The organism is Rhodoplanes sp. SY1 (genome assembly GCF_046000175.1).
GTDB lineage: Bacteria > Pseudomonadota > Alphaproteobacteria > Rhizobiales > Xanthobacteraceae > Rhodoplanes.
In genome coordinates, this window is sequence record NZ_JBEOMB010000004.1 from 1 (window position 1) to 11616 (window position 11616).

The 11616-nt window shown below is 72.5% G+C and carries 9 protein-coding genes; 2 read left to right on the plus strand and 7 right to left on the minus strand.

Annotation, left to right across the window (positions count from 1 at the left end; translation table 11 throughout):
* From ABTU92_RS01190 to ABTU92_RS01205, 4 genes are all read right to left on the minus strand, one after another.
* Positions 1-608, minus strand: a 608-nt coding sequence (locus ABTU92_RS01190) for a DUF2147 domain-containing protein (protein WP_408086853.1), incomplete at its 3' end; no start/stop codon positions are given.
* A gap of 155 nt (positions 609-763) precedes the next feature.
* Positions 764-1336 carry a DUF924 family protein gene (locus ABTU92_RS01195; RefSeq protein WP_408086855.1) on the minus strand — a complete coding sequence of 191 codons (573 nt, stop codon included), beginning with the start codon at positions 1334-1336 and terminating at the stop codon, positions 764-766.
* Positions 1337-1343: 7 nt separating this feature from the next.
* Positions 1344-2612 carry a CobW family GTP-binding protein gene (locus ABTU92_RS01200; RefSeq protein ID WP_408086857.1) on the minus strand — a complete coding sequence of 423 codons (1269 nt, stop codon included), beginning with the start codon at positions 2610-2612 and terminating at the stop codon, positions 1344-1346.
* Entirely contained in the window at positions 2609-4234 is a 1626-nt protein-coding gene (locus ABTU92_RS01205; RefSeq protein WP_408086859.1) for a serine hydrolase, read from the minus strand. The genes ABTU92_RS01200 and ABTU92_RS01205 overlap by 4 nt, the downstream gene beginning before the upstream one ends.
* A gap of 437 nt (positions 4235-4671) precedes the next feature.
* Between ABTU92_RS01205 and ABTU92_RS01210 the strand changes: the two genes are divergently transcribed.
* Positions 4672-5613: a LysR family transcriptional regulator gene (locus ABTU92_RS01210; RefSeq protein ID WP_408086861.1), complete on the plus strand. Its 942-nt coding sequence runs from the start codon at positions 4672-4674 to the stop codon at positions 5611-5613.
* A gap of 92 nt (positions 5614-5705) precedes the next feature.
* Here ABTU92_RS01210 and ABTU92_RS01215 read toward each other — a convergent pair whose 3' ends face one another.
* Positions 5706-6758 (minus strand): ABC transporter substrate-binding protein, encoded by a 1053-nt coding sequence (locus tag ABTU92_RS01215; protein WP_408086863.1) that lies wholly within the window; start codon positions 6756-6758, stop codon positions 5706-5708.
* A 243-nt stretch (positions 6759-7001) separates the two neighbouring features.
* On the opposite strand from ABTU92_RS01215, the gene putA reads away from it, so the two are divergent.
* A complete protein-coding gene (gene putA / locus ABTU92_RS01220) occupies positions 7002-10127 on the plus strand; it encodes a bifunctional proline dehydrogenase/L-glutamate gamma-semialdehyde dehydrogenase PutA (protein WP_408086865.1) in 3126 nt (1041 codons plus the stop codon).
* A gap of 162 nt (positions 10128-10289) precedes the next feature.
* Here the strand turns inward: putA and ABTU92_RS01225 are convergent, their stop codons facing one another.
* Complete coding sequence (locus tag ABTU92_RS01225) at positions 10290-11006, minus strand: ABC transporter ATP-binding protein (protein WP_408086867.1); 717 nt, start codon at positions 11004-11006, stop codon at positions 10290-10292.
* Positions 10996-11616, minus strand: a 621-nt coding sequence (locus ABTU92_RS01230) for an ABC transporter ATP-binding protein (RefSeq protein ID WP_408086869.1), incomplete at its 5' end; no start/stop codon positions are given. The genes ABTU92_RS01230 and ABTU92_RS01225, both read right to left, overlap by 11 nt.

The following is an 11616-nucleotide window of genomic DNA, read 5'->3' on the forward strand; positions in this document are numbered from 1 at the left end:
TCGGCGACCACCGGCAGGCCGGTGGCGTCGGCGACCGCCGTGCAGACGTCCTTGACGGTCTCGAAGTTCTTCGACGCGCCGACCTCGCCCGGCGCAGCCTGGCCGGTGGTGCCGCGCGCCGACGGCTTGGCGGTCGACGGCTTGGCGCCGGCCGGCTTCTGGGTCGGCAGCGCCGCCGCGGTGCGGGTCCAGGTCTGGCCGCCGCACAGGAAGCCGAGCACGCAGCCCTGCAGCTCGAGCTGGTCGGGGCTGGAGAGCCTGATGTTGGCCGAGTAGGTCTTGCCGTTCTGGGCGTTGTAGATCTCGCCGTCCCAGCGGCCCGGCTGCTGCTGCTGCATGCCGAGCAGGATCGGCATGCCGAGCGTCGGCCGCGCGCGCTTGCCCGGATCCGGATTGTACTGGTCGATCCCGCCCGGCTCCTTCTCCCAGGAGACGAGGCCCCAGAGCTTGTTGCCGCAATTCTCGATGCGGACCTTGGCGACGCCGTCGGCGACCATCCATTCGCCGGTCGGGCCGGCGGGCTCGGCGGCGAGCGCGGGGGCGACGCCGAGCAGCAGTCCGGCGAGAGCCAGCCATCCGCTGCGGCCTGCACGCGTGGTGTCGATCATCGGTCGGCTCCAAACGGTGTTCGTGTGCACACGGCGTTCGTGTGAACGTCGGTCCCCCGGGTCTTCAACACGCCAAAATCGACGAAACCTTGGCACCACGGCGGTTTTCGCCGCCGCACGCGGCTCGTTTTCGCGCCACCCCGGGTCGTCCCGGCTCAGCCGGCGAAGCCGCCGGCGTCGAGAAACGCCTGCTCGTCGGCCGTGGTCTGCCGCCCGAGCAAGGGGTTGCGGTGGGGAAAGCGGCCGAAGCGCCGGATGATGTCGGCATGCACCTGCGCGTGATGCACACCCTCCGCGTCGTCGGCCGCCCGGCACAGGGCGACGCAGCGCTCCTGGTCGGCGAGGTCCTCGGAATGCATGTGCGGCAGGTAGAAGAACCGCCGGACCGGATTGTCGAAGGCGCGGTCGAGGCCGCGCGCGATCGCCCGCTCGGCGATCGCCAGCGCCAACGGATCGGTCGCGAAGGCCTGCGGCGACCCGCGAAACATGTTGCGGGGGAACTGATCGAGCAGGAGGAGCAGCGCCAGCGCGCCGTCCGCGGTCTCCTCCCACGCCGCCAGCCGGCCGTCCGCCGCGGCCGCATGGGCCGCGCCGAAGCGCTGCCGGATCTCGTCGTCGAGCGCCAGGTCCTTGACGAACCAGCGCGCCGGCCCGAGCCCGACCCACCAGGCGACGACATCGCCCGGCACCGGCAGGCCGGCGGCGTCGGTTGGCTCGGAAGCGCTCATGATCGGCTCATCGGTCGATGCCGCCGAACGGCACCAGAGGATTGTCCACCAGGGCGGCGCGGTCCGGCCGGTCCGGCCCGACCGCCGACAGGAAGGCGGCGAACAGCTCGCGGATGCGCGCCTCGGCGATGTCGCGGACGATCAGCACGAGGCGGGTGCGCCGGTCGTCGTCCGGCCAGGCGGCGAGCTGCGCCGGCGGATGGAACACGTGCTGGACGCCGTGGATCACCATCGGGGCGTCGGGTTGCTCGGCGAGCTTGACGATGCCCTTGAGGCGCAGGAGCTCCGGCCCGTGCACCGAGCGCAGGAGCTCGAGGAACATGTCGAAGGCGGCAGCCGGCACCGCCTCGTCGGTCGACAGCGTGAAGGCGCGGATGTGATCGTCGTGGCGGTTCGGGTCGTGGCCGTGATGGCCGTGATGATGGTGGCCGTGGCCGTTCCGGCCAGCAGCATGGCCGGGCGCGTGCGGCGCATGGCCGTGTCCCTCGTGATCCCCGTCATCATGGTCGTGATCATGAGGGTCGTGATCATCATGGTGGTCGTGATGGCCGTGGTGGTCGTGCGGCGCCTCGACCGCCTCGGCGGCGAGCCAGCGGCGCACGTCCACGGTCTTGGTCGCCGGGTCGTAGAGGCCGCAGTCGAACAGCCGGGCGGGCGCCGCGTCGGCCACCGGGATCTGCGGTGCCGCCGGGTTGAGGGTCGCGAGGCGCGCCGCGAGCCGCGCGAAGCCGGCGCGGCGCTCGGCCGTGTCGAGGAGATCGGTCTTGCTGATCACCAGCCGGTCGGCGACGGCGGCCTGCTTCACGGCCTCCGGATGCGCGTCGAGAGTCGCGGCGCCGTTCACGGCATCGACCACCGTGATCACGCCGTCGAGCCGGAACCGCATGACCAGATACGGGTGCACCATCAGGGTGTGCAGGATCGGGGCCGGATCGGCGAGCCCGGTCGTCTCGATCACGACGCGATCGAACGACAGGCGGCCGTTGTCGCGGTCGCGCAGCAGGCTCTCCAGCGCGGTGACGAGGTCGCCCCGCACCGTGCAGCACAGGCACCCGGTGGACAGCATCACGACGCCGTCGCGCACCGGCCGGACCAGCAGATGGTCGAGGCCGATCTCGCCGAACTCGTTGATCAGCATCGCGGTGCCGGCGAGCGCCGGATCGTGCACCAGGCGATTGAGGAGCGTGGTCTTGCCGGCGCCGAGGAAGCCGGTCAGCACGGAAAGCGGCAGCGGGGCGACCGGGCCCCGCGTCCGCTGATCGAATGGCTCGGTCATTGGGTCCGCGTCGAGGAGGATTTGTCGCCGCCGTCGGTCGACTTGGCGGCCGGCGAGGCGACCGGGCGCGCGGCGGCGGGCTTGGGCGGCGCCGCGGCCGATCCGGCGGCGGCGGACTTCGGCGCGCTGCCCGTTGGCTTCGGCTTGTCGCCGGAGGTCGCGGCCGGGCTCGTCGCGGCGGCGGTCGGCTTCGGCTTTGCGGCGATCGGCTTCGGGGTCGCCGGCTTGGCCGTGACGGGCTTGGCGTCGACCGGGGTCGCGGCCGCGGTGCCGGCCGGCTTGGGCGCGATCACCGGCTTGGGCGCGACCGCCGGCTTGGGCGCGACCACGCGGGGCTTGGGCGGCGGCGCTGGAACGGCGCCCGCGGTCGGTCCGCGTTGCGGCAACGCCACGAGACCTTTCGGCGCCGGCTTCGGCCCCGCCGGCTTGGTGGCGGTGGCGGGCGCCGCGGCGCCGGCATCGGGCTTCGCGGGCGGCACGATCCGGCCCGCCCCGGTCGAGGCCAGCGCGGCCCCGCCGCGGCGCGGCGGCCCGACATGGACGTCGATCGGCGGCCCGACCGCGATGGTCTGCGCGACCAGCGCCGACGCCTTGGTGCCGGCCGTGCGGGCGCCCGGGAACAGCAGCGCCTGCACGCCACCGGGCTCGCCGGTTCCGGCGCTGCCCGGCACGCCGGCGATCTCGTCGTCGTCGGCGTCCTCGGCGGCCGGACGGCGGCGGTGCTTGCCGCACATCTCCTCGCGCAGGTTCGGCGGCTCGGCCGCGATCGGCGCCAGCGAGGCGACGTTGCCGTAGGACGGTGCCAGCCAGCCGAGGCCGGTGTTGGTGAAGGCATTCTCGAACAGGAAGGCCGCCTTGGCGGCCCGCACCGCCGACGACCGCGCCCCGAACACGACGGCGATCAGCCTTCGGTCGTCGCGCGTCGCGGTGGCGACGACGTTGAATCCCGAGGCGCAGATGAAGCCGGTCTTCATGCCGTCGACGCCCGGATAGCGGACGAGCAGCGAGTTGGTGTTGCGGATGATGCGCTTGCCGAAGCGGATCGCCGGGATGCCCCAGTAGCCCTCGTACTCGGGAAGCTCGCGCAGCACCGCACGAGCCAGGATCGCCATGTCGCGGGCCGAGGTGATCTGCCCGTCGGCCGGCAGGCCGTTGGGATTGACCCAGCTCGACTGGGTCATGCCGAGCCGCGCCGAGGCGGCGTTCATCTCGTCGGCGAACGCCTCGACCGAGCCCGAGACGCCTTCCGCCAGGACCACGGCGATGTCGTTGGCCGACTTGACCATCATCATCTTGAGGGCGTTGTCGACCGTGATCTGGGTGCCGGTGGCGAAGCCCATCTTGGTCGGCTGCTGGGCGACCGCGTTCGGCGACACGGTGAACACCGAGTCGAGGGTGATTCGCCCTTCCTTCACGGCGCGCAAGGTCACGTAGGCGGTCATCAGCTTGGTGACCGAGGCCGGATACCACGGATGCGTGGCGTTCTCGGCCTTCAGCACCTTGCCGGTGTCGGCCTCGACGAGCAGCAGCGCCTCTCCGGCGGCGCGCGCATCGGCGGTGGCGACCGCGAGCGCGAGGCCCACGGCGGCCGGGAGAACGACGAGCGGAGACGACACGCGCATCGGATGACCAGCCCCGTAGTGAGGAATTCGCGCCCGGATTCCGGTCACGGGCGGGACAGTGTAATCCGATCGGATGCGCGAACGCAAAAATCCCTCTCCGACCGGCGCGAACGACAGCCAAGCCGGAGGAAAGCGTCCAAAGTTCGACCGTGACGGCAGCCCGCGCATTGCGAGTCCGCGGGCGCACGTTCGGCGCGCGACACGGGACGGTTTCGACGGCCCGGGAGAAACACGTGTTGCGACCCCAAACCCCGACCAGAACAGCTTACCGAGACACCACCGTCACGAGGCGCTTTGCCACGCTGAAAATCCCGCACCGCAGCGCGCGAACTGACCTAGATCAAATTGATTGTCCGCGAGATTTGGCACGCTGACCCGATCGAGCCAGGAGCAAGGCCGATCGAGCGCACTGCACCACGGCACCAGCGGGTTTTTCGATGACGAATATTCCGACCGAGCTATTGCGCACGCTGCTGACGGTCGTCGATCTGCGCAGCTTCACCAAGGCGGCCCAGAAGCTCGGTGTCACCCAGCCCGCGGTCAGCGCGCAGATCAAGCGGCTGCAGTTCCTGCTCGGCTTCGATCTGCTCGACAAGAGCGCGCCCGGCGTGAGCCTCACCGAGAAGGGCGGCAACGTCGTCGGCCAGGCGCGCAAGCTGCTCGCCATCAACGACCAGATCGTGTCGCTCGCGCACGGCAATGGCCGCGGCCGCCTCCTGCGCTTCGGCCTGCCCGGAGACTTCATCGGGCTGCCGCTGTGGCAGAGCCTGGCGGCGTTCCGGGCGCGCTGGCCCGATGTGCGGCTGCACATGAAGACCGGCTGCAGCGCCACGCTCCTGCAGGATTTCGAGCACGGCGAGATCGATGTCGTCGTCGCGATGACGAGCCCGCACCCGCACGAGATGGCGAGCCATCACTGGCGCGAGGATCTGGTGTGGACGCGGGGGCCGCTCGGGCTCGATCCCGGCAAGCCGCTGCCGCTGGTCAGCCGCGGCGAGACCTGCATGTTCCACCGTCACATGGTCGCCGCGCTGGAAAACGCCGGGCGCAGCTTCGACATAGTCTTCATGGCCGGCCACATCGACGAGCTGCGACGCGCCGTCGCGGCGGGGCTCGGCGTCACCGCGATGACGCGGACGCTCGCCGACGCCGGCTCGATCTGCGACGACCCGGACCTGCCGGCGCTGGCCGACGTCGCCTGCAGCATCTGCACCGGGACCGACGCCGACCCGGTGGTGCGCGACGATCTCGTCGCCGTGCTGGCCGAGACGCTGCGGCCGCGCAGCACCGTCAAGGCGGGCGGCGACAGCCGCGCCGCCGAGGGACGCACGCCCGACCTGCGGGCGGCCGCCCGTTCCGGGATGCAGTCGGTGGCCTGAAGCGGCGCCCGCGAGAGCCTCGGACTTCACGAGGCCCAGAATACAAGAGGCCCGGAGCGCACGAGCGCCCCGGGCCTCGCCGTTTTTAGCTGTCAGCGCGCCGCGCCGCCGGGGGGCAGCCGCTCGTCGAGCGGCGGCAGGAAGGATGGATCGAACACATCGGTCGGCTTCGGCTTGACGCGCAGCTCGGTGCCGAGCGCGAGCTGATCGATGGCGCGGCCGAGCCGCGCCATGTCGACCGCGCCGAACCCGTTCTCGCGCACCTCCGGCGTCACCAGGCTGCCGGCGAGGTCGATCTCCAGCTTCGCCAGCTCGCGCGCCCGCGACGACGCATCGGTGCGCTGGACGACCACGTCGATCGCCTTGGCGGGGTCGCGGGCCGTCTCCTCGAGACCGCGCGCGGCGGCCCGCAGGAAGGACCGCAGCGCGACACCGCGCTCGGCCACCATCCGCGCGCTGGCGACGATCGCCTGGCCGTAGAGGACGACGCCGTAGTCCGCCATCGGCAGCACCACGATGTCCTCGGCCGGCACGCCGCGGGCCCGCAGATCGACCACGGTGGCGGTGCGCGCCGCGATGGCGTCGACCTGGCCGGAGGCCAGCATCGGCTCGCGCACCGGCAGGGCGACGGTCTCCAGCCGCAGGCGGGCCGGGTCGATGCCGTTCAGCTTGTCGAACACCTGCAGGTAGGTCAGCGAGCCGTCCGCCGTCGAGGCGCCGAGCCGCTTGCCGTCGAGCTCCTTCGGGCCGACGATGCCGCGACCGCGCCGCGCCAGCACGGCGAAGGGCAGCCGGTTCTCCACCATGAACACGGCCGGCATGGCGACGCCGGGCGTCTGATCGCGGAACTTGATCAGCGCGTTGATGTCGACGAGGGCGAGGTCGTAGGTGCCGGCGGCGACGCGCGTGAGTGCCTCCTGGGGCGACGTCGCCGGGTCGATCGAGACGTCGAGGCCCTCGGCCTTCAGCCAGCCCCGGTCGAGGGCGAGCAGGAACGGTGCGGCGCGACTGTCGATGCGGCCGTCGAGCGTGAACTTGACATAGGGCTGCGCGGCCGCCGCGGAGGCGAGGATCGAGACCGCCGCCAGCACGACCACGACGGCCGTCGCCGGCAACAGCAGGAGGCGCCGCAGGAGCCTGCCCATGCGCATTGTTCTTGCCCTTGTTCCAGTCTCGCATCCGGGACCGGGCTCGCGCCCCGCCCCTGGCCGACCGTCGTGCCGCGCCGCGATACGCCATCGACCGTCGGGACGATGCCACACGGTCGCTGATCTGGCGCGCGATTTCGTGGCCCGCCGGGGTCCGGCGGCCCGACACTGTGTCGCAGCCGCGACGGCGGTCGTTCATCCCCGGCAGCGAACGCGCGAGCCCGGGTCGCGGAGGTCACGATGAGCACGCACGAGGCGGCCATGCCGGCGTCGCACCCGCCCTCCGGCCCGGGGCCGTTCCGGGCGCCGCTGGCGCCGCCCGACGAGCCGATCGCCGAACGTTTCCTGGCCGGCGCGCAATTCGAGTCCGCGGCCGAGGCCCGGATCGAGGCGCGGGCGACCCGGCTGGTCGAGGCGGTGCGCACCCGGCCGGGCGGCATCGGCGGCATCGACGACCTGCTGCGCGAGTACGCCCTCTCCACCCGCGAGGGCCTCGCCCTGATGGTGCTCGCCGAGGCGCTGCTGCGGGTGCCCGACGACGCCACCGCCGACCGGCTGATCGAGGACCGGCTGCGCGCCGCCGATTTCGTCCATCACGCCGGCCGCTCCGGCACCCTGGTCGGCTCGGTCGCCGCCGCCGCGCTCGGCCTGTCGGCCCGCCTGGTCGCCGCCGAGGAGACGTTGCACGGCCTCGTCGCGCCGCTGGTCGCCCGGCTCGGCCGCCCGGCCGTGCGGGCCGCGGTGCGCCAGGCGATCCGGCTTCTCGGAACCCACTTCGTGTTCGCCGAGACGATCGGCGAGGCGGTCCACCGGGCCGAGCGGCAGCCGCGACTGCGCTGGTCGTTCGACATGCTCGGCGAAGGCGCCCGCACGGCCGCCGACGCGGAGCGCTACGCCGCGAGCTACGCGGCCGCGCTCGCCGCGATGGCGGGGCGGTCCGGCCCCGCGGCGGCGCAGAGCACCAACCGGCCGAGCCTCTCGGTCAAGCTCTCGGCCCTGCATCCGCGCTACGAGGCGGTGTCGCAGCGCCGTGTCATGGCCGAGCTCGGCCCGCGCCTGGTCGACCTCGCCTGCGCGGCGCGCGCGCACGGCATCGGGATCACCATCGACGCCGAGGAGGCCGACCGGCTGGAGCTGTCGCTCGACCTCTTCGAGCGGCTGCTGGCGGAACCGGACCTCGCCGGCTGGGACGGGCTCGGCCTCGCCGTCCAAGCCTACCAGAAGCGTGCCGGCGCCGTGATCGCCTGGCTCGCCGACCTCGCCCGTGCGCACCGCACCCGCATTCCGGTGCGGCTGGTGAAGGGCGCCTACTGGGACACCGAGATCAAGCGGGCGCAGGAGCGCGGCCTGCCCGACTATCCCGTCTTCACCCGCAAGGCGATGACCGACCTCGCCTATCTGGACGGCGCAAGAGCCCTGCTCGCGGCGCGGCCGCATCTCTCCCCGCAATTCGCCACCCACAACGCCCTGACGATCGCGAGCCTGATCGAGATCGCCGGCGGCACCGAGGGCTACGAGTTCCAGCGCCTGCACGGCATGGGCGAGGCGCTCTACGAGCGGCTGCTCGCCGACGAGCCCGCCGCCGCCTGCCGGGTCTACGCCCCGGTCGGCATGCATCGCGACCTGCTCGCCTATCTGGTGCGGCGGCTCCTGGAGAACGGCGCCAACTCCTCCTTCGTGTCGCGCGCCGCCGACCCGGCCGTGCCGCTCGCCACCGTGCTGAAGCGGCCGTCCGAGATCATCGGCAGCGCCGCGCAGGCGAGAAACTCCCGGCTGCCGCGGCCCTGCGACATCCATCCGGGGCGACGCGCCGGCGAAGGCGTCGAGCTCGGCCATGCCGAGAGCCTGGCGGCGCTCGTCGCCGCGGCGCGACTGCCCGATGCGCGCGACGCGGCCCCGCTGGTGGACGGCGTCGCCCTGCCCGGCCATGTCCGGGATGTCATCTCGCCGATCGACGGCGAAAAAATCGGCCGGGTCACCGAGGCCGACGCGGCGATCGTCACGGCCGCCATGGCGGCGGCCGCGGCCGGCTTTCCGGGCTGGGACGCGACGGCGCTGGAGACGCGGGCGGCAGCGCTCCTGCGCGCCGCCGACCTGATCGAGGCGGAGCGCGGGCCGCTGATCGCCCTCCTCCAGGCCGAGGGCGGCAAGACGCTCGACGACGCCCTCGCCGAGGTCCGCGAGGCGGTCGACCTGTGCCGCTACTACGCGCTCGAGGCCCGCCGCACGCTGCCGCCCGAGCCGCTGCCCGGCCCGACCGGCGAGTCGAACGTGCTGCGGCGGCGCGGGCGCGGCGTCGTCGCCTGCATCAGCCCGTGGAACTTTCCGCTGGCGATCTTCATCGGCCAGGTCGTGGCGGCGCTCGCCGCCGGCAATGCCGTGGTGGCGAAGCCGGCCGAGCAGACGCCGCTCGTCGCCGCCCATGCGGTGCGTCTCCTGCACGCCGCCGGCATCCCGGCAACGGCGCTGCATCTGCTGCCCGGCGACGGCGACGTCGGCGCAATGATGATCGCCGATGCGCGGCTCGCCGGCGTCGCCTTCACGGGATCGACAGCGGTGGCGCGCGCGATCGCCCAGGATCTGGCCGCCCGCGACGGGCCGCTGGTGCCCTTGATCGCCGAGACCGGCGGCATCAACGCCATGATCGCCGACGCGACGGCCCTGCCCGAGCAGCTCGTCGACGACGTGATCACGTCGGCGTTCCGCTCCGCCGGCCAGCGCTGCTCGGCGCTGCGGCTCCTGTGCGTGCAGGAGGACGTCGCCGATCCCGTGATCACGATGCTGGTCGGCGCCGCGAAGGAGCTGGCGATCGGCGACCCGCGCAGCCTTGCGACCCATGTCGGCCCGGTGATCGATGCCGATGCGCAGGACCGCCTCCTCGCCTGGCTCGACCGGGCCGAGGAGCAGGGCCGCGTCCTGTGGCGCGCCGACGAGGACCGGCCGCTGCCCGATCGCGGAACCTTCGTGCCGCCCGCCGTGATCGCGCTCGACCGGGCGAGCGATCTGCGCGAGGAGGTGTTCGGACCCGTCCTGCACGTCGTGCGCTGGCGCGCCGACGGCTTCGACGATCTGCTGGAGGACATCGCCCGCAACGGCACCCGGCTGACGCTGGGGATCCACTCGCGCATCGCCGCGACGGCCGAGCGTGCGATCGCCCGGCTCGGCCACGGCAACGTCTACGTCAACCGCAACATGATCGGCGCCGTGGTCGGCACCCAGCCGTTCGGCGGCAGCGGCCTCTCCGGCACCGGCCCGAAGGCCGGCGGCCCCGACTATGTGCGCCGCTTCGCGATCGAGCAGACCGTCACCATCAACACGGCCGCGATCGGCGGCAACGCCGCCCTGCTGGCGGACACGGAGGAGTGAGGGCAACCCCGTCAGCCCCTGCGTCGTCATGCCCGCGCTCGTCGCGGGCATCCACGTCTCACGACCGCATCGGGACGAAAAACGTGGATGGCCGGGACGAGCCCGGCCATGACGAACGCGGAAAGGACGAGCACAGTCGGTGGCTGCTCGGTACGGCGGTGCTCAAAACACTCCGAGATGCTGGCCGAGATCGACGCCGTGCTCGACCTCCGACGTGGTCGCGGCGACGGCGACGCGGCCGGTGTCGAGGATGACGATGTCGTCGGCGACGTCGAAGACCAGCTTCGGATTCTGCTCGACCAGCACGATGGAGAGGCCGCTCGCCTTGAGCTTGCGCACCGTCGCCATCACGTCGGCGACGATCTGCGGCGCCAGTCCCTCCGACGGCTCGTCCATCAGCAGCACGCGCGGGTTCGACATCAGGGCGCGGCCGATCGCCAGCATCTGCTGCTCGCCGCCCGACAAGTGCGCCGCCATCTGATGCTTGCGCTCCTCGAGCCGCGGAAACATCGCGTAGACGGTGTCGAGCGTCCACGCCGCCGCCCCGCCGCCGACCGGTTTTCGCGCGGCGACCACGAGGTTCTCCCGCACGCTCAGGCTGCGGAAGACGCGGCGGCCCTGCGGCACCAGCGCGACGCCGCGCAGCGCGATCTGCTCGGGGGCGAGACGCGACGTCTCGTCGCCGAACACCCGCACGCTGCCGCGGCGCGGCGGCAGCAGCCCGACCGCGACGTTCATGCAGGTCGTCTTGCCGGCGCCGTTGCGGCCGAGCAGGCCGAGCAGCCGTCCCTCGCCGAGCCGGAACGACACGCCCTGCAGGATCCAGCTGTCGCCGTAATAGGCGTCGACACCGGCGAGCGCGAGTGCGTCAGTGGCCAAGATAGACCTCCCGGGTGCGCGGATCGGCGACCACCTCGGCGCGCGTGCCCTCGACGATCACCTCGCCGAAATTGAGGAGCGTGATCTTCTCGGCGAACTCCAGCGCGACGTCCATGTTGTGCTCGATCATCACCATGGTGACGTCGCGCGGCACCGCCATCAGGAGCTTGTGGACGTCCTGACGCTCGTCGATCGACAGGCCGGCGAAGGGCTCGTCGAGCAGCAGCACGCGCGGCTTCTGGGCGAGCGCCATGGCGATCTCGACGCGGCGGCGCTCGCCGTAGGAGGTCTCGGCGAGCGGCCGGTCGGCGAGATGGGCGAGGCCGACCATGGCGAGCGCCGCCTCGGCCTTCTCGACGAGATCGCGCTGCCGCTCGAAATCGATGAACGGGTTCCAGCGCCGCTTGGAGAGGCCGAGCAGCGCCAGCATGACGTTGCGACGCAGGGTGTCGCGCCCGAACAGCGTGATGATCTGATAGGTGCGCGCCATGCCGCGATGGGCGCGGTCGCGCACAGCCGTTTTGGTGATGGTCTCGCCGAACAGCGAGATCGAGCCCGAGTCGGGCGTGATCTCGCCCGTGACGAGGTTGAACAGCGTCGTCTTGCCGGC

Coding starts and splice junctions, on each gene's coding strand:
- ABTU92_RS01195 (WP_408086855.1), bottom strand. CDS start 1,336: ATGAGCGCTTCCGAGCCAACCGACGCCGCCGGCCTGCCGGTGCCGGGC.
- ABTU92_RS01205 (WP_408086859.1), bottom strand. CDS start 4,234: ATGCGCGTGTCGTCTCCGCTCGTCGTTCTCCCGGCCGCCGTGGGCCTC.
- ABTU92_RS01200 (WP_408086857.1), bottom strand. CDS start 2,612: ATGACCGAGCCATTCGATCAGCGGACGCGGGGCCCGGTCGCCCCGCTG.
- ABTU92_RS01215 (WP_408086863.1), bottom strand. CDS start 6,758: ATGGGCAGGCTCCTGCGGCGCCTCCTGCTGTTGCCGGCGACGGCCGTC.
- putA (WP_408086865.1), top strand. CDS start 7,002: ATGAGCACGCACGAGGCGGCCATGCCGGCGTCGCACCCGCCCTCCGGC.
- ABTU92_RS01210 (WP_408086861.1), top strand. CDS start 4,672: ATGACGAATATTCCGACCGAGCTATTGCGCACGCTGCTGACGGTCGTC.